The sequence below is a fragment of the Streptomyces sp. NPDC057616 genome (assembly GCF_042800575.1).
GTDB lineage: Bacteria > Actinomycetota > Actinomycetes > Streptomycetales > Streptomycetaceae > Streptomyces.
In genome coordinates, this window is the sequence record NZ_JBHVGU010000009.1 from 95,492 (window position 1) to 112,511 (window position 17,020).

The following is a 17,020-nucleotide window of genomic DNA, read 5'->3' on the forward strand; positions in this document are numbered from 1 at the left end:
ACGTACGGCTGAAACGGCTGGAACAGGGCCCTGTTGCCGGAGGCCCGGAGGCCCCCGCCGGACCGACGCTAACGCGCTGGCGCCGCGGCGAGCAGGTCCTCCGACAGCGTCCACAGGCGGCGGCCGTTGTCGGGGTCGACGGCGTAGCGGGCGACCCCGTGCAGGGTGCCGGAGCGGCGGTCGACGACCTCGGTCTCGTTGCAGTCGACGAAGTACCGTCCCCCGACGCCCTCGACGAGCGGCGACGCGGCCAAGAGGACGGAGGTGGCGGCGCCCTGCTCGACCGTCTTGACCAGTTCGGCCGGGACCCGTCCGCTGCCGCGGCCGCCGGTGTGCCGCTGGAGGTTGGTGTAAATGGCGCCGGGCATCAGGGCGTTGGCGGTGATGTTGTCCTGCGCCCAGCGGCGGGTCGCCTCCACCGCGAACAGGACGTTGGCGGTCTTCGACTGGCCGTAGGCGAGCCAGGGGTCGTAGGGGCGGAAGGCGAAGTTCACGTCGTCCCACACGATCGGTGACCGCTGGTGGCCGGTGGAGCTGACGACGACGATGCGGGCGGAGCCGTCGGCGGCCAGTGCGTCGTGCAGGCCCGTGGCGAGGGCGAAGTGGCCCAGGTGGTTGGTGGCGAACTGCCACTCCCAGCCCTGCGCGGTGTACTGCTCGGGGCAGGCCATGACGCCGGCGTTGTTGACCAGGATGTGCAGCGGGCCCTGCCAGGCGGCGGTGAACGCCCCGATCGACGCGGGATCGGCAAGGTCGAGGTGCGCGACGTACACCTGCTCGTTCCCTGTCGCGTCGGCGATCTCCTTCGCGACGCGCTCCCCCGCCGCCGTGTCCCGGACGGCCAGCGTCACGGCCGCACCGGTCGCGGCCAGCACACGGGCCGTCTCCGCACCGAGCCCGGAGGAAGCGCCGGTGACGACCGCGCGCCGGCCGGTGAGGTCGATGCCTGCCGCGACCTCGGCGGCCGTGCTGGAGAAGCCGAAGGGTGTGGTGATGATGCTCATGGAGGGGACTCTCCTGGTTTCTGTCGTGGTCGGGGGTCCGGCGAGGCCGATGTCGGCGTTCGGCGGGTCGGATGTCAGGGCGTGGCGGGGTCGGATGCCGGGACGTGGCAGGGCCGTCTGCCGGGACGTGGCGGGGCCGTCTGTCGAGGTGGGTACGGGGCCGTTCGTCACGGTGTGAGCAGGCGGTCCTGCTCGACCGGGGGTGTGCCGCCCTCCCAGTCCAGGGGACGGCCGAAGCGGACCAACTCGCCGTAGAGGGCGGGGTCGACGTGCTCGGCGAAGATCAGGTCCAGTACGGCCTCGGCGGCCCGGGCAGGCGACTGGGCCTGGCTGAAGTCGCTGAACCAGGGGCGGGAGGTGGCGGTGTCGACCATGCCCGGGCAGACGGAGGCGATGAGGATGCCGGCGGCGAGGTCGTGTTCGCGGCGTTCGGCGGCCGGCGCGAGGACGGCGTTGACCTGAGCCACCTTCGAGGGGACGTTCAGCCAGACGGCCAACCGGCCTCCTGGGCAGTGCCGTTGTGGATGGCGCTGCGCCACGACTCGACGGCGCACTCGACCTGGTCGAGGCTCGCGCCGTCGAACAGGTGCCGCAGGCGGGGCTCGAGGCTGGCCGAGCGTGCCCGGACTGCTGGCCACGACGAGGAGCCGGCCGCCCGGGCGCAGGATGGGAGCGAAAGCGCGCGGGACCGCGTGGGTGGCGGAGTTGGAGACGTCGATGAACTCGTCGGCGCGAGGCCTGCGACTCCTCGGGCAGCAGACGGGCGACGGCGCTGGACACGACGAAGTCGACTCCGCCGTAACGGACTTGGAGGTCCTCGGCGAGGCGGGCGATGGCTTCGGTATCCGTGACGTCCAGGACCCGGCCCTCGACGTGGGCGCGGCCGGGCCCCTGGTCGGCGCCGGTGACGAGGGCGATGCGGGGAGCGTTCATGCAGGCAACGCTAGAAACGCCGCCAGCATGAGTCCAACGAGACTTCGACACCACGGGTATGCGCAATCGTCATGGTACGTCCCACGCGCCCACCGCTCGCCCGGCCAGCCGGTTCACTCCGTGTTCTGGTCGTCCTGCGGGACGTGCAAGGAGGGGGCGTAGGAGATCCCGACGATCAGGCCGTCCGCCGTGAGGAGCCTGGTCACCGTCTGCCCCCCACGGCTCGGTGCGGGCCGCGTGCACCAGGTCGAAGCCCGCGCGCTGAAGCTCGGCACCGGCGGCCGCGACGGCTTCCGGGCTGGCCACCTCGAACTCGATCGACGCCTGCGGGACCACCAGGTCGGCGGGCCACTGAGCGGTGCCGAAGCATGCTTCGGCGGCCTGCGAGAGCGGCCAGAGACCGAAGTGCTTGCTGCCGGCGACGCTGCCGCTGGAGTAGTAGCCGTTGCCCTCCCCCTCCAGGGGCAGCCCGAGAGCGTCGATGAACAACTCGCGACTCGAGGGAGGATCGGCGACGACAACCGCCACGCTCGTGATGAAGAGAACGTCCGTCCCGGATGCCCCTTCCTGCTGCGCCGCCGCGCCTGAACCGCGGGGCCCGGACCCTTCTCAACGTATCCGCGGAAGCCCTTCCGGGCACTTCCGGCACCGTGCGTTGTCGCGGGTGGGCACCAGGGTGCCGTCCACGATCAGCACGGTGTCCTCCGCGAACCGCGTGGGGGTCCGGAGGCCGGGCATCGGCCCGAGGTGATCGACGATCCGGTCCGCCGCCGACTTGAACACTGTCAAGAGCGGCGCCAGTTGCCCCATGGTCTGTTCGTGCGCCAGTAGGCCGCCGCCAGCAGTGTCCGGGGCTATCCAGGACGGCTCCGACGCCGTGATCGCACCCGCCACGCCGGATCATCGCCGCGGGCCGGCGTGCCCGGTCAGCAAGCCCCTCGCCTCAGCGGAACTCGTGGACCACCTCGAGCTCGCCGACGATGTGGGCTTCGCGGTTTCCGCGTCCTGGCCAGTTCCGTGGCCAGCGGTTTCGGGACAGCCCTCAGGACGCTTCGCCACCGGTCATACGTGAACGGTTCGTGAGCTGTTTGCCCGTCGGGCGCATCGGCACGATGGTCCAGGAAAGAGGACGTCGGGCAGTTGACACCGGACCTTATTGGCCGCCGAGCAGGCCCCGTCGCGGGCCTTGTCACGGCGGAAAGACACAGGGGGAAAGCACTATGCGCACCCGTACCTTGCGAAGCGGAGTTCTTGCCGTGCTGGCGACGGCCGGCCTGCTCGCCGGCACGTCCCAGGCGGTGGCGGCGCAGCCGGATTCCGCTCCGAAGGCCGCAGCGGCCCAGGCCGCCGCGCCGGTCTACATGACCACGGTGGTGGACCAGTGGACGCACTACACACCCGACTGGCAGACCTCGTCGCACGCGGGCACGCTGTACGCGGGCAGGAACTACTTCTACTGCTTCACGTACAGCGTCACCTACACGGGCAACGGCCGTACGAGTTCGGTCTGGCTCCGCACGGACGACGACACCGGACACCGCAACGTGTGGGTGAGCGACGTCAACCTCGACACGTACGACTACATCTACGACGTCAACCTGCTGCCCCACTGTTAGCGCACGAGACATCCGTGCGCGGACCGAGGGACCCGGTCGGGGCGCAGTGCCCGGGCCGGGTCCGTCACCGCGTGGGTGGAAAGAGGGAGCTGCGCGGCGACGACGTCCGGCACCGAGGCGACGAGACGGCTCACGTCGTGCTGGTGGACCTCCGGCAGCGGGGCCTCGCGGATGGGGAAGTCCCGGTGCCCGGACCTGGTCAGCGGTCGGCGCCCTGCACGAGGCCACCGCGTGGCAGGGCGCCGTCGGCCCCGTGGTCGCAGGTCATAAACCCGGCGACGTCGACGATCACCCCCGGGATACTGGTCGCCCATGGATGAGGTCGAAGTCGTCGTCGCCCATTCCGAGCGGGCGACCCTGCGCGTCGGTGACGTGTTCCTGAAGGTCGATGCCGATCAGGCGCGCATCGACGTCGAGGTCGAGGCGATGGCCCTGGCGCCGGTGCCGACTCCGGAGATCCTGTGGCGCAAGCCGCCCGTCCTCGCACTCGCCGCGCTCCCCGGGAAGGCGCTCGGCATCCTCGGCGAACCGTCGACCGCGTCGCCGGCGGCGTGGGCCGCGGCAGGTGCCGCCATCCGCACATTGCACGACGCGCCGTTGCCATCCAGGCGCGGCCAAGCGGGCCGTAGCGCCGACGAGTTGGCGGCGGATCTCGACAGCGAGTGCGAGTGGCTCGTCACGAACGGCGTCCTGCCCGCCGACCTGGTCACCCGCAATCGCCAGGTCGCCGAAGCGGCACTCCGGCCGTGGACTCCGGTGTTCACGCACGGCGACCTGCAGATCACCCACGTGTTCGTCGACGGCGACGAGGTCACCGGCATCATCGACTGGTCCGAGGCGGGGCAGGGCGACGCCCTGTTCGATCTCGCCATCCTGACGCTCGGACACGAGGAGCGCCTCGGCGACGTCCTCTCCGGCTACGGAACCGACGTCGACCTCGACGTGATCCGCGCCTGGTGGTCGCTGCGCAGCCTGCTGGTGATTCGCTGGCTGAGCCGGCACGGCTTCGACCCGTTCGCACCGGGCTGCGAGGTCGACGTGCTCAAGTCCCGGACGCCGACCGACTCCTCGATGCCCACCTCGATGCCGGCCGACTCCTCGCCCTCGGCCGGCATCGACAAGAACTGACGTACCGTCACTGCCGAGCGCCCGTACAAACCGTGTCACCCGAAGGCGTCACGCCGACTCCCGCACCACCAACTCCGTAGGCAACATCAACTGCTGCCGCTCCGCCCCCGGTTGAGTGATCTCGCCGAGGATACGGACCATCGCCCGGCCCAGTTCCTCCACCGGCTGGCGCACCGTCGTCAGGGGCGGGTGGGCGTAGCGGGCCAGGGAGTCCTCGAAGCCGATGACGGCGACGTCGTCGGGCACCTGCCGTTTGCGGTGGCGGAGTTCTTCCAGGGCGCCGAGGGCCATGAGGTCGGAGGCGGCGAAGACGGCGTCCAGGTCGGGGACGCGTTCAAGAAGCGAACGCATGGCGCTGCGTCCGCTCTCCCAGCTGAAGTCACCCGTCTCGACCAGGACTTGGCCGGCCTGCACCCCGGCTTCGTGGTGGGCGGTGCGCCAGCCCTCGAGGCGGCTGCGGCCGACGTCCATGTCGAGGGGGCCGGCGATCGTGGCGATCTTGGTGCGCCCGGCGGCGAGCAGGTGCCGGACGGCCTGCGCGGCGCCGCCGGCGTTGTCGGCGTGGACGTAGCTCAGCCGTTCTCCGACGTCGCGGCGGCCGGCCAGCACGGTGGGCAGCCCCATGTCCTCCAGCATCGCGGGCAGCGGGTCGTCGGCGTGGACGGAGACCAGCAGGACGCCGTCCACGCGGCGTGCCGCCACCGACTCGGTGAGCTGCTCGCGCTCGGCCTGGTCGCGCACGAGCATCAGCTGGAGTTGCGTGCGGTTGTCGGCGAGGGCCTCGCTGACACCCCGGATGAGCGCGGCGAAGAAGGGTTCCGAGCCCAGGCGGCTCGCGGACTCCGGGATGACCAGGGCCACCGCGTTGGTGCGGCTGGTGACGAGACCGCGGGCGACGGTGTTGGGGACGTAGTTGAGTTCCTTGATCGCCGCCAGGACCCTGGCCCGCGCGTCGGCGCTGACCAGTTCCGAGCCGTTGACGACCCGGGACACCGTCGTCCTGCCCACGCCCGCACGGGCGGCGACCGTCTTGATCGTCGGACGGCGATTCCCAGCCATGCACTCCCCTCCCGGCAGTAGCGGCGGTGTCCGCCGCCCTGGTGACCAGCACCGATTCTTGCAGAAGCCGCTGCCGGCCGGGCCGCGCGCCGGGCAGGAAAAAGGGACGCAAGGCCGGGCCAATCACCTCTGCTTGGTTTCAAGTCATTGACAGATCGGCTCGTTGCCGTGAGTCTGCCATGCATCGGTGGGAACGTGCCCACCTTTCTTTTGGGCATTGATGGGCACGTTCCCACTCCCCACCAGAGCCGCATGAGTCGCCGCGAAACGTGTCATTTCGGCGCGCCCGCGTCGCCGCCTAGGAGGAGATCCATGAGCAGTCCCGTTTCGTTCGGCAGAAAGAGGCTGGCGTCAGCGCTCGCGGCCGTCGGTGCGCTGGCACTCGTCGCCGGCTGCGGCAGCGGCGACGGCTCGGCCACGGGCGGCGGCAAGAAGGACGGCAAGACCGTCATCACCATGGGCATGTTCGGAGTGATGGGCTTCAAGGAGTCCGGCCTGCTCGAGAAGTACGAGCAGGAGCACCCCGACGTCCAGATCAAGGCCGAGATAGCCGGCGACGAGCAGACGTACTACACCGCGCTGCAGACCCATCTCGCCGCGGGCAACGGTCTCAAGGACATCCAGGGCATCGAGATCGGCCGCGCCAAGGAGATCACCGAGACGCAGGCCGCCAACTTCGCCGACTTCTCCAAGACACCGGGCACCGACCACTTCCTGCCCTGGAAGCAGTCCCAGATCACCACCAAGGACGGCAGGGTGCTGGGCCTCGGCACCGACGCGGGCCCGATGGCCGTCTGCTACCGCAAGGACTACTTCGCCAAGGCCGGCCTGCCCACCGACCGCGAGCAGGTCGGCAAGCTGTGGGCGGGCGACTGGAAGAAGTACGTCGAGGTCGGCCGCACCTTCAAGAAGGACTTCAAGGGCGGCCACGTCTCGTACATGGACTCCTCCAGCGGCCTGTTCAACGCCATGGTCTACGGCTACCCGCAGCAGTACTACAACGAGAACGGCGACCTGATCTACGACAAGAACCCGGTCGTCAAGCAGGCCTGGAACCTGGCCGCGGACGCCGCCGACGCCGGGCTGAGCGCCAAGCTGCGCCAGTTCCAGCCCGGTTGGGACCCGGGACTGGCCAACGGCACCTTCGCCACCGCGGTCTGCCCGGCCTGGATGCTGAGCCACATCAGCGAGAAGGCCGGTCCCGCGAACAAGGGCAAGTGGGACGTCGCCCGGGCCCCCAAGGGCGCCAACTGGGGCGGCTCCTTCCTCGGCGTGACGGAGAAGAGCCCGGTGAAGGCGGAGGCGCAGAAGCTCGTCGCCTGGCTGACCGCGCCGGAGCAACAGGCGTACATCTTCAAGAAGTTGGGCAACTTCCCGTCCTCCCGCCAGGCGCTGGAGCGGGCCGACGTCAAGAACGTCACCTCCCCGTACTTCAGCGGCGCTCCGATCGGCCAGATCTTCGGTGCCGCGGCGCAGGAGATCCCCGACAAGCAGGTCCTCGGCCGCAAGGACGGCACGATCAAGGACACCTTCACGCAGGGCCTCGCCCTGGTCGAGCAGGGCCAGTCGCGGGACAAGGCATGGAACACCACCGCTGAGCGCATCGACAAGGCGGTCGGCTGACCCTCGGGCTTTTCGACACCCCGGGCGCGCCCGCACCCTGCCGGGCGCGCCCGGGGCCCGGCTCAGACACCCGCTCTCAGGAAGGAACTCCGGTGGCCACCTCCACCACCAACGCCCTGGCCGGCGAGGAGCGTTCAGATCCGCCCGCGAAGTCCCCGGACGGGAAGGCCGACCGGCGGCGCAGTGCGCTGCTGCACCGGCTGGACCTCAAGGGCGCACCGTACGCGTTCGTCGCGCCGTTCTTCGTGGTCTTCGCCGCGTTCAGCTTCTACCCGCTGGTCTACACGGCCTGGATCTCCCTGCACCACGTGGAACTGGCCACCCTCAACTCCATGGAGTGGGTGGCGTTCGACAACTACGTCAACCTGTTGAAGGACTCCCGGTTCTGGAACGCGCTGCAGAACACCATCACCATCGGCGTCATCTCCACCGTGCCGCAGCTGCTGATGGCACTCGGCATGGCGCACCTGCTCAACTACCGCATGCGCGCCTCGCTGTTCTTCCGTGTCGCGTCGCTGGTGCCGTACGCCACCTCGGTCGGTGCGGCGGCCCTCGTGTTCACCATGCTCTTCGAGCGCGACTTCGGGATGATCAACTGGGTGCTCAGCTGGTTCGGCATCCACCCGCTGGACTGGGAGGCCGACAAGTGGCCCGCCCAGGTGGCCATTTCGACCATGGTGATCTGGCGCTGGACCGGCTACAACGCGCTGCTGTACCTGGCGGCCATGCAGGCCATTCCGGCCGAGCGCTACGAGGCGGCCTCCATCGACGGCGCCTCGCGGTGGAAGCAGTTCACCCATGTGACCGTGCCCGGGATCCGCTCCACCATCGTCTTCACCATCGTGCTCTCCACCATCGGCGCCACCCAGCTCTTCGGTGAGCCGCTGATCTTCGGCCAGGGGCCCAACGGGGTCACCGGCGGCGCCGACAACCAGTACCAGACGCTGGGTCTGCTGCTGTACGAGGAGGGCTGGAAGAACTACCAGATGGGCCGCGCGGCGACCGTCGCCTGGGCGATGTTCCTGCTGCTCATCCTCGTCTTCGTGGCGCAGCGCCTGATCAGCCGGCTGCGCTCCCGCACGCCCTGACCAGGAGCCGTCATGACCGTCAACTCCCTTCCGGTCCGCACGGACACCCCGGCCCGGACCCCCGCCCCGAAAGTCCCCCACGGCGGCCGTCGGATGCTGCTGCGCGTGCGCGCCGGCCGCCAGCACCACGCGGGCCCGCTCGCGTACGTCCTGCTCGCCGTCATGGCGATCGTGTCGATCTTCCCGCTGTACTGGACGATGGTGGCGGCCTCCACGGACAACACCCGTGTCAGCCAGACGCCTCCGCCGTTCCTGCCCGGCCCCAACCTGTTCCACAACCTCGCCCGCGCGTGGGACGAGGCGGCCATGGGCAAGGCCATGATCAACAGCCTGATCGTGGCCGGGGTCATCGCCCTGTCCACGGTGCTGTTCGCGACACTGGCGGGCTTCGCCTTCGCCAAACTGCGCTTCAAGGGACGCAACATCCTGCTCACGCTGGTGATCGGCACCATGATGGTGCCGCCCCAACTCGGCGTCGTACCACTGTTCATGATGATGTCCGAGCTCGGCTGGTCGCAGCAGCTGCCCGCCGTCATCTTCCCCACGCTGGTGAGCGCGGTCGGGGTGTTCTTCATGCGGCAGTACCTCGCCGAGGCCCTGCCGGACGAGCTCGTCGAGGCCGCCCGCGTGGACGGGGCGCACTCGCTGCGCATCTTCTGGAGCATCGTCCTCCCGGTCGCTCGGCCCGCGATGGCCGTCCTGTTCATGATCACGTTCGTGCACGCGTGGAACGACTTCTTCTGGCCGTTCGTCGTGCTCGACATGACCAACCCGACCGTCCCGGTCGCCCTCACCCAGCTCAGCGCGGGCTACGTCCGCGACCAGTCACTGATCATGGCGGGCGCGCTGCTCGGCACCCTGCCGCTGCTGGCGATGTTCATCGTCTTCGGCCGCCAGATCGTCAGCGGGATCATGGCCGGCGCGGTGAAGGGCTGATCGTCTCCTGGGGCCGGTGGCCGAAGCCACTGGGCCGACCCTGAGGCCATTACCCCCGCCGTCGGGCCAGCCCTGATGCCGGTGGCACAGCCAGCGGGTCAGCCCTGAGGCTGGTCGCCCAGCCACCGGGCCCGACCCTGATGCCGGTGGCACAGCCAGCGGGTCAGCCCTGAGGCTGGTCGCCCAGTCACCGGGCCCGGCCCCCACCCACCCGTATCCCTTCGCACTCCGCGACACACCCACCCCCTTGAGAGGAACCACGTGGTCACCGCAGCACGACATGGCGGACCTGCCCCGGACGCGGCACGCATCTTCCCCGACGGCTTCCTGTGGGGCTCCGCGACCGCCTCGTACCAGATCGAGGGCGCAACCGCCGAAGATGGCCGCACCCCCTCCATCTGGGACACCTACGCCCGCACCCCCGGCCGCGTCCGCAACGGCGACACCGGCGACATCGCCACGGACCATTACCACCGCTGGCGCGAGGACGTCGCGCTGATGGCCGAACTCGGCCTCGGCGCCTACCGGTTCTCCCTCGCCTGGCCCCGCGTCCAGCCCACCGGGCGCGGCCCGGCCGTGCAGAAGGGCCTGGACTTCTACCGCCGTCTCGTCGACGAGCTGCTGGCCAAGGGCATCACCCCGGTGGCCACGCTCTACCACTGGGACCTGCCCCAGGAGTTGGAGGACGCGGGAGGCTGGCCGGAGCGCGTCACGGCCGAACGCTTCGCCGAGTACGCGGCCATCGCGGCGGACGCCCTCGGCGACCGCGTGAAGACCTGGACCACGCTCAACGAGCCCTGGTGCAGCGCCTTTCTCGGCTACGGCTCCGGTGTCCACGCCCCCGGCCGCACCGACCCGGTCGCCGCCCTGCGCGCCGCCCACCACCTCAACCTGGGGCACGGACTGGCCGTTCAGGCCCTGCGCGCAGCGCTGCCCAGCAACGCCCAGTGCTCGGTGACCCTCAACTTCCACGAGGTCCGCCCGCTCACCGGCAGCGACGCCGACACCGACGCCGCCCGCCGGATCGACGCCCTCGCCAACCGCGTCTTCACCGGCCCGATGCTGCAGGGGGCGTACCCGGAGGACCTGCTCAAGGACACGGCGGCGCTGACCGACTGGTCCTTCGTGCACGAGGGCGACCTGGAGCAGATCCACCAGCCGCTGGACTTCCTCGGCATCAACTACTACACGCCGACGCTCGTTTCGGAGGCCGACGGCAGCGGCACGCACAACGCGGACGGCCACGGCAGGAGCACCCACAGCCCCTGGCCCGGCGCGGACCTGGTCGCCTTCCACCAGCCTCCCGGCGACACCACCGCCATGGGCTGGGCCGTGGACCCCTCGGGTCTCTACGACCTCCTCAGCCGCCTGTCGACCGCTTTCCCGGACCTGCCACTGGTCATCACGGAGAACGGGGCGGCCTTCGACGACTACGCCAACCCCTCCGGCCAGGTCGACGACCCCGATCGGATCGCCTACGTACGCGGCCACCTGGCCGCCGTGCACCAGGCCATCAAGGACGGCGCGGACGTCCGCGGCTACTTCCTGTGGTCGCTGCTGGACAACTTCGAGTGGGGCTACGGCTACAGCAAGCGCTTCGGCGCCGTCTACGTCGACTACCCGACCGGCACCCGCATCCCCAAGGCCAGCGCCCGCTGGTACGCCCAGATCGCCCGGACCGGCATCCTGCCCGGCGCCTGACCGGACCCGGCGGCGGCGCCACCCTGCCCGCCCCGCACGGTGCCGCCACCGCGGAGCCTGTCCTCATGTCCTCATGTCCTCCGGAATCAAGGGACATGAGGACGGGCTCAGTTCGCCTGCTCGGCAGGGGGCATCACCGGTCGGTCACGAGGACGGCCTTCCCGGTGATCTCCCGGCGTTCGAGCGCCGTATGGACCTCGGCGGCCCGCATCAGCGGGTACACGGAGCCGATCCGCGGGGTGATCTCCCCGCGCGCGGCCATGTCGAGCAGCCGCCCCAGTCGCTCTCGATACCCCTTCCGATCCCCCTTGATCTCGGACGGCACCATGCTGAGCGCGGTGCGCCGACCGGGCCGTAGATTCATCAGCTTCACCCGCATCGCACCCCGTACGGTGTCGGCGACCATGTGTCCCGGCCGGCCCGCGAACGCGTAGCTGACCAGCACTCCCCCAGGCGCCAGGACCCGGTACGCCTTGCGCAGCCCGGGCCCGCCGATGTGGTCGAACACCGCGTCCACGCCGGCTGGTTCGAGCTTGCGCAGGACGGTTTCGAAGTCCTGGCGGCGATAGTCGATGAAGGTCACTCCGTGGCGGGCGAGCAGTTCCTCGCCGCCCGGAGCCGAGGCCGTGCCGTACATACGCAGTCCGCGCAGGCCACCGAGACGGCTGAGCGCCTGTCCGACGCCTCCGCTCGCCCCCTGGATGAGCACCGCGTCCCCGGCCTCGACCCGGCCGTGGGTCTCCAGGACGCTCAGTGCGGTCAGGTGGTCGAGCGGCACGGTGGCGGCGAGACGGGGGTCGAGGCCTTCAGGCAGCGGGACGAGCTGCCACAGGGGCAGGGAGACGTACTCGCTGTATGCGCCCATCTTCGTCAGGGCGACCGCTACCCGCGCACCCGGTGCGAGCCAGGCCGGCGGGCTGTCGTCGGTGTTGAAGTCGACGATCTCGCCGACGAGTTCGTAGCCCGGCGTGAACGGCACCTTGCGCTGCAACAGGTAGTCGCCCGACCGCGCCATCAGATCGGTGAAGCCCACTCCCGCGGCCAGCACCCTGATGCGGGCATGGCCGGGCGGCGGCTCCCCGAGGGTGGCCTCGACGGTCTTCATCGCCTCGGCGCCGCCGAACCGTTCCACGACGATCTTCCGGTACGTGATCTCGTTCATGATCCTCACCCTTTTATGTGTCGTGTCATTAAGTTACACGACACTTATTAATCCGGCCAGACCGGGAAGCAGGGCGGGGAGGCAAGGGGGAGAGAATAGGTGTCGTGTAACGTAGTTCTCTCGTCCGCCGACACCAGGGAGCGCAACGCGATGGACCCGGCCGAAGAAGTCCGCTTCCTCATCCTGGCCGCCCAGCGTGAAGGAAACCGCCAACTCGCCCAGGAACTGCGCCCGTTGGGCGTCACCCCCGCGCAGGGGGAAGTGCTGCGGCTCCTCGCCGAGCGTCAGCCGCTGAGCATGTCCGGGCTCGGCACCCTGCTGGTGTGCGAGAGCGGCGCCAACCCCAGCCGGCTGGTGGATCGCCTGGTCACGGCGGGACTGGTACGCCGCGAGGAGAGCAGCCGGGACCGGCGCCACGTGGAGCTCTCCCTCACCCCCGCGGGGCAGGAGACGGCACGCGCGGTGGCCGCGGTGGAGGCAGAACTCCACGCCCGGATCGGCGCCGCGGCGACCGGCCAGGACCTCGACGCCGTGCTCACCTTCCTGCGCACGCTGGTGGCGGGCCAGAGCGCCGGCGAAGCGGTGGCCCTGCGGGCGGGCCGGGCCACGAAGCCGGCTCGCGCGCACTAGGGCCCGTCCGGCGAGGGAATCACACGTGCCGGCCCTCCCGGAGCGATCGACCAACACGGGCCGGTCGGCCAACTCGGGTCGATCGGCCAACTCGGGTCGATCGGCCAACTCGGGTCGATCGGCCAACTCGGGTCGATCGGCCAACTCGGGCCGGTCGGCCAACTCGGGTCGATCGGCCAACTCGGGTCGATCGGCTAACTCGGGTCGATCGACACCTCGATCTGGGCGAGTTGAGCAGCCAGGATCTCCTCGAACGCGGCGCGACGGTCGGCCCCGAGGGGGCGGACCTCACGGGCGAAGTGCGCCAGGGTGGGGAAGCGGTCAGGGTCGGCGCCCAGTACCGCGACGCGGAAGTGCTCCATGCCCTGCTCGTACTCCTGGGCGGTGATGGTGCTGACGCCGGCCTCGGAGGCGATCAAGGCGGCAATGAGGACGGCGAGCCGGTGGTAGCGCACCGGGATCTCCTCGTCGGGCAGCCCCGACGCGCGCAAGGCCCGCAGCACCTCTTCCATGACCAGCCGGGAACCGGCACCTCCTGACGCGTAGCGCCCCCAGACCGCGGCGAGCTGGGGCTGCTGCCCGAAGGCCTCCCGCACGCGCAGGGCGAGGGCAGTGATGCGCTGCTTCCAGTCGCCGTCGGGGCGGTAGCCGTCCATCGCGGCCGCGAGAATCCGGTCGGCGACCGCACGCAGCAGCTCGGTCTTGCTGCGGAAGTGCCGGTAGAGGCTGGAGGAGTCGGTCCCGAGGGCCGCGGCGAGCTTGCGCACGCTGAACGACTCGGCGTCGCTCGTGCGCAGCAACTCCGCCGCCGCATCCAGGATCTCCTCGGTCGACCAGCGCCTGCGACCTGCCATTTCGCTCCTCTCACCAACCTTCAGCGTACCCTATGCACTTGGTGTTGCACGCACTGCGTGCATAATGAGGACAAGAGCACCCCCGGAGATACGGAAGGACGCACGCCATGAAGAACCCACTGGATTCCGCGGGGCTGGATGCCGCCATCGAAAACGTCCACCGCGCCGGGATGCCGGGCCTGTTCGCGCAGGTGCGGGACGGTGACCAGGTCTGGCGCGGCGCCGCCGGAGTCGCCGACGTCACCACCGGCCGCCCCGTCACCGCCGACATGCGGCACCGCGTCGGCAGCATCACCAAGACCTTCACCGCCGCCGCGGTGCTGCAGCAGGTCGAGAGCGGTCGTATCGGTCTGGACACGCCGATCGGCCGGTACCTCCCGCAGCTGGTCCCCGGCGAACGCGGGGACACGATCACGGTCCGCATGCTGCTCAACCACACCAGCGGCCTCGCCGAGTACCTCCCCCACGCCTATCCGTCCCTCAAGGCGTTCCCCGCCCTGGCGGAGACCGGGCCGGAGAGCCTGGAAGACCACCGGTTCACGCACTTCCGCGCCACCGATCTGATCGGGCTGGGGGTCACCGCGCCGGCCGTCGGCGCTCCGGGCACCACCCCCGGGCTGTACTCCAACACCAACTACCTGCTCCTCGGCCTGCTCCTGGAACAGGTCACCGGCACCACGGCCGAGCACTGCATCACGCGCGACGTCATCGAGCGCGCCGGACTCCGGCACACCGGATTCCCCGCCACCCCGTACGTCGACGGACCGCACTCGCGGCTCTACGAGGCATGGTTCGGCATGATCGATCCGCCGCGCGACCACAGCGTCCACGACATGTCCTGGGTGGGACCGTCGGCCTCACTGATATCGACCGTCACGGACCTCAATCGCTTCTACGGCAAGCTCATGGCCGGCGAGATCGTCGGCCCCTCGACACTGGCGCAGATGCAGCGCACCGTCCCGGTCGTCTCACAGGAGGGAAAGGTGATCGACTACGGCCTCGGCCTGCACCCGATGCGGGACCCGGGCAAGGAGACCTTCTGGGGCCATGGGGGCACGGTCTGGGGCGGTGGTGCGCTCGCCATGATCCGCGCCGACGGCAGGCGGCGCCTGGCCGTCGCGGTGAACCTGCAGCGATGGAACGGGCTGGACTCCTCGGGCAGGCCGCGGCCGCATCCCATCGACGATGCACTCGCGACGCTGTTTCGGGTGGCCATGTACGGCTGACCGGGCTCGTGCCGGCCCGCTCGGCCGCAGCACACTGTTCGTGATCGCATCCGCGGCCGACACTGGTGGAGTGGGCGGTCCGTGGCGGCGGGCGTCCGGAGTCGTGGAAAGGATCTCACCGTGGGAGAACATGCGAGCCACTACGAGCGCAGCCTGGCGGATCCGGACGGTTACTGGCTCCGGACCGCCGAGCTGATCGACTGGGACGTCGAGCCGTCCCGCGCGCTCGACGAGACCCGGGCCCCCTTCTACCGGTGGTTCCCCGACGGCCGGCTGAACACCTGCGCCAACGCGCTCGACCGGCACGTGGCGCGCGGCCTCGGCGACCGCACGGCACTGATCTGGGACTCGGCGATGGTGCCCGCGAAGCGGTCGTACACCTACCGCGAGCTGCGCGACGAAGTAGCACGCGTGGCAGGGGCGTTGAAGGCGCTGGGGGTCGGCAAGGGCGATCGGGTCATCGTCTACATGCCGATGGTTCCCGAGGCCGCGATGACGATGCTGGCCTGCGCCCGTATCGGCGCCGTGCACTCGGTGGTGTTCGGCGGGTTCGCGCCGAAGGAGCTGGCGGCGCGCATCCAGGACGCGCGGCCCAAGGTCGTCGTGGCGGCGTCGTGCGGCATCGAGCCCACGCGGGTGGTGGCGTATCAGCCCATCCTCGACGAGGCGCTGGCGATGAGCGACCACCGCCCGGACCACACGCTGATGCTCCAACGCGACACCCTGCGGGCCGAGTTGGGACCCGGATACCTCGACTGGGACGACGTGGTCCCCGGAGCGGACCCGGCCGACCCCGTCTCGGTGGCGGCCACCGACCCGCTCTACATCCTCTACACCTCCGGCACGACCGGAAAGCCGAAGGGCGTCCTGCGGGACACCGGCGGCCACGCCGTCGCGCTCGCCTGGTCGATGGGCGCGATCTACGACGTCCACGAGGGCGACGTCTTCTGGACGATCTCGGACGTCGGCTGGGTCGTCGGCCACAGCTACATCGTGTACGCCCCGCTGCTGGTCGGCGCGACCACGGTCGTCTACGAGGGCAAGCCGGTCGGCACACCGGACGCGGGCGCGTTCTGGCGGATCGTGCAGGAGTACGGGGTCCGGACGATCTTCACGGCGCCGACCGCGATCAGGGCGATCAAGAAGGTCGACCCGAAGGCCGCCGAGGTCGCCGCCTACGACATCTCGTCCCTGGCCGCGCTGTTCCTCGCGGGTGAGCGGCTGGACCCGGAGACCCTCCAGTGGGCCTCGGAGGCGCTGGGTGTGCCGGTCACCGACCACTGGTGGCAGACCGAGACGGGCTGGCCGATCGCGGCGAACCCGCGCGGGCTGGAGCCGATGCCGACGAAGCCGGGGTCGGCCACACTGCCCGTGCCCGGATGGGACGTACGCGTGGTCGACGCGGAGGGCGGGCAGCGGGAGCCCGGTCACGAGGGCGAGATCGTCATCAAACTGCCGCTGCCGCCAGGCGCGTTGGCGACGCTGTGGGGCGACGACGACCGTTTCGTGGAGTCATACCTCAGCCGCTTCCCGGGCTACTACCACACCGGCGACTCCGGATACATCGACGACGACGGCTACCTGTTCGTCATGGGCCGCACCGACGACGTGATCAACGTGGCCGGGCACCGCCTGTCCACCGGGGCGATCGAAGCGGCCCTGGCCACCCACCCCGCGGTCGCCGAATGCGCGGTCATCGGCATCCCCGACCCCTTGAAGGGCCATGTCCCCTTCGGGCTGGTCGTCCTCAAGGCCGGCGCCGCACCGGACGACGACGAACTGCGCACCGAACTGATCGCGGCCGTACGGCGCGACGTCGGCCCGGTGGCGGCCTTCCACGACGTCGCGATCGTGCCGGCCCTGCCGAAGACCCGCTCGGGCAAGATCCTGCGCAGGACGATGAGGGGCATCGCCAACGGCCGCGACGAGGCCGTACCACCGACGATCGAGGACGCGTCGGTACTCGACACCCTGACCCCGATCCTGCGGGACCGGCCCTAGCAGGAACCTGCTCCAGCAGGACCTGACGGCGAGTCACGTGTGCTCCCGTGCGCCCGCCG

Annotated in this window: 13 protein-coding genes and 3 pseudogenes; 10 read left to right on the plus strand and 6 right to left on the minus strand. The window is 70.3% G+C overall.

Annotated elements, in window-relative coordinates:
• Positions 1-68 precede the first annotated feature (68 nt).
• Both ACFU97_RS13325 and ACFU97_RS13330 read right to left on the minus strand, forming a co-directional pair.
• Positions 69-1,004, minus strand: a complete 936-nt coding sequence (locus ACFU97_RS13325) for an SDR family NAD(P)-dependent oxidoreductase (protein WP_384254970.1) — start codon at positions 1,002-1,004, stop codon at positions 69-71.
• A gap of 167 nt (positions 1,005-1,171) precedes the next feature.
• A pseudogene (locus ACFU97_RS13330) lies at positions 1,172-1,937 on the minus strand (SDR family oxidoreductase).
• A gap of 237 nt (positions 1,938-2,174) precedes the next feature.
• Between ACFU97_RS13330 and ACFU97_RS13335 the strand changes: the two are divergent.
• Positions 2,175-2,525: a hypothetical protein gene (locus tag ACFU97_RS13335; protein ID WP_384254973.1), complete on the plus strand. Its 351-nt coding sequence runs from the start codon at positions 2,175-2,177 to the stop codon at positions 2,523-2,525.
• A gap of 66 nt (positions 2,526-2,591) precedes the next feature.
• On the opposite strand, the pseudogene ACFU97_RS13340 reads toward ACFU97_RS13335, so the two are convergent.
• Positions 2,592-2,831, minus strand: a pseudogene (locus ACFU97_RS13340) (IS5/IS1182 family transposase); the annotation flags it as partial.
• A gap of 326 nt (positions 2,832-3,157) precedes the next feature.
• Between ACFU97_RS13340 and ACFU97_RS13345 the strand changes: the two are divergent.
• Together ACFU97_RS13345 and ACFU97_RS13350 are read left to right on the plus strand one after the other, a co-directional pair.
• Positions 3,158-3,553 carry a hypothetical protein gene (locus tag ACFU97_RS13345; protein ID WP_384254975.1) on the plus strand — a complete coding sequence of 132 codons (396 nt, stop codon included), beginning with the start codon at positions 3,158-3,160 and terminating at the stop codon, positions 3,551-3,553.
• A 312-nt stretch (positions 3,554-3,865) separates the two neighbouring features.
• Positions 3,866-4,606: pseudogene (locus tag ACFU97_RS13350) on the plus strand (aminoglycoside phosphotransferase family protein); the annotation flags it as partial.
• A 123-nt stretch (positions 4,607-4,729) separates the two neighbouring features.
• On the opposite strand, the gene ACFU97_RS13355 reads toward ACFU97_RS13350, so the two are convergent.
• Complete coding sequence (locus tag ACFU97_RS13355; protein ID WP_384254977.1) at positions 4,730-5,740, minus strand: LacI family DNA-binding transcriptional regulator; 1,011 nt, start codon at positions 5,738-5,740, stop codon at positions 4,730-4,732.
• A gap of 312 nt (positions 5,741-6,052) precedes the next feature.
• Here ACFU97_RS13355 and ACFU97_RS13360 point away from each other — a divergent pair, with 312 nt between their 5' ends.
• The 4 genes from ACFU97_RS13360 (at position 6,053) to ACFU97_RS13375 (ending at position 11,088) form a co-directional block, all read left to right on the plus strand.
• The gene (locus ACFU97_RS13360; RefSeq protein ID WP_384254979.1) at positions 6,053-7,363 is read left to right on the plus strand and encodes an ABC transporter substrate-binding protein; all 1,311 of its coding nucleotides are present in this window, start codon (positions 6,053-6,055) and stop codon (positions 7,361-7,363) included.
• Between the two features lie 92 nt (positions 7,364-7,455).
• A complete protein-coding gene (locus ACFU97_RS13365) occupies positions 7,456-8,451 on the plus strand; it encodes a carbohydrate ABC transporter permease (RefSeq protein WP_384254982.1) in 996 nt (331 codons plus the stop codon).
• Between the two features lie 12 nt (positions 8,452-8,463).
• Entirely contained in the window at positions 8,464-9,387 is a 924-nt protein-coding gene (locus ACFU97_RS13370) for a carbohydrate ABC transporter permease (protein WP_384254984.1), read from the plus strand.
• A gap of 261 nt (positions 9,388-9,648) precedes the next feature.
• Positions 9,649-11,088 carry a GH1 family beta-glucosidase gene (locus tag ACFU97_RS13375; protein WP_384254986.1) on the plus strand — a complete coding sequence of 480 codons (1,440 nt, stop codon included), beginning with the start codon at positions 9,649-9,651 and terminating at the stop codon, positions 11,086-11,088.
• Positions 11,089-11,221: 133 nt separating this feature from the next.
• On the opposite strand, the gene ACFU97_RS13380 is transcribed toward ACFU97_RS13375, so the two are convergent.
• Positions 11,222-12,250 (minus strand): zinc-binding dehydrogenase, encoded by a 1,029-nt coding sequence (locus ACFU97_RS13380; protein ID WP_384254989.1) that lies wholly within the window; start codon positions 12,248-12,250, stop codon positions 11,222-11,224.
• 150 nt (positions 12,251-12,400) lie between these two features.
• On the opposite strand from ACFU97_RS13380, the gene ACFU97_RS13385 reads away from it, so the two are divergent.
• Positions 12,401-12,880 (plus strand): MarR family winged helix-turn-helix transcriptional regulator, encoded by a 480-nt coding sequence (locus ACFU97_RS13385; protein ID WP_384254991.1) that lies wholly within the window; start codon positions 12,401-12,403, stop codon positions 12,878-12,880.
• Positions 12,881-13,074: 194 nt separating this feature from the next.
• Here the strand turns inward: ACFU97_RS13385 and ACFU97_RS13390 are convergent, their stop codons facing one another.
• Positions 13,075-13,734: a TetR/AcrR family transcriptional regulator gene (locus tag ACFU97_RS13390; RefSeq protein ID WP_384254993.1), complete on the minus strand. Its 660-nt coding sequence runs from the start codon at positions 13,732-13,734 to the stop codon at positions 13,075-13,077.
• A gap of 107 nt (positions 13,735-13,841) precedes the next feature.
• Between ACFU97_RS13390 and ACFU97_RS13395 the strand changes: the two genes are divergently transcribed.
• Together ACFU97_RS13395 and ACFU97_RS13400 are read left to right on the plus strand one after the other, a co-directional pair.
• A complete protein-coding gene (locus ACFU97_RS13395) occupies positions 13,842-14,960 on the plus strand; it encodes a serine hydrolase domain-containing protein (RefSeq protein WP_384254996.1) in 1,119 nt (372 codons plus the stop codon).
• Positions 14,961-15,080: 120 nt separating this feature from the next.
• Entirely contained in the window at positions 15,081-16,961 is a 1,881-nt protein-coding gene (locus ACFU97_RS13400; protein WP_384254999.1) for a propionyl-CoA synthetase, read from the plus strand.
• Positions 16,962-17,020: the final 59 nt, after the last annotated feature.

Coding starts and splice junctions, on each gene's coding strand:
- ACFU97_RS13355 (WP_384254977.1), bottom strand. CDS start 5,740: ATGGCTGGGAATCGCCGTCCGACGATCAAGACGGTCGCCGCCCGTGCG.
- ACFU97_RS13345 (WP_384254975.1), top strand. CDS start 3,158: ATGCGCACCCGTACCTTGCGAAGCGGAGTTCTTGCCGTGCTGGCGACG.
- ACFU97_RS13390 (WP_384254993.1), bottom strand. CDS start 13,734: ATGGCAGGTCGCAGGCGCTGGTCGACCGAGGAGATCCTGGATGCGGCG.
- ACFU97_RS13385 (WP_384254991.1), top strand. CDS start 12,401: ATGGACCCGGCCGAAGAAGTCCGCTTCCTCATCCTGGCCGCCCAGCGT.
- ACFU97_RS13360 (WP_384254979.1), top strand. CDS start 6,053: ATGAGCAGTCCCGTTTCGTTCGGCAGAAAGAGGCTGGCGTCAGCGCTC.
- ACFU97_RS13395 (WP_384254996.1), top strand. CDS start 13,842: ATGAAGAACCCACTGGATTCCGCGGGGCTGGATGCCGCCATCGAAAAC.
- ACFU97_RS13325 (WP_384254970.1), bottom strand. CDS start 1,004: ATGAGCATCATCACCACACCCTTCGGCTTCTCCAGCACGGCCGCCGAG.
- ACFU97_RS13380 (WP_384254989.1), bottom strand. CDS start 12,250: ATGAACGAGATCACGTACCGGAAGATCGTCGTGGAACGGTTCGGCGGC.
- ACFU97_RS13370 (WP_384254984.1), top strand. CDS start 8,464: ATGACCGTCAACTCCCTTCCGGTCCGCACGGACACCCCGGCCCGGACC.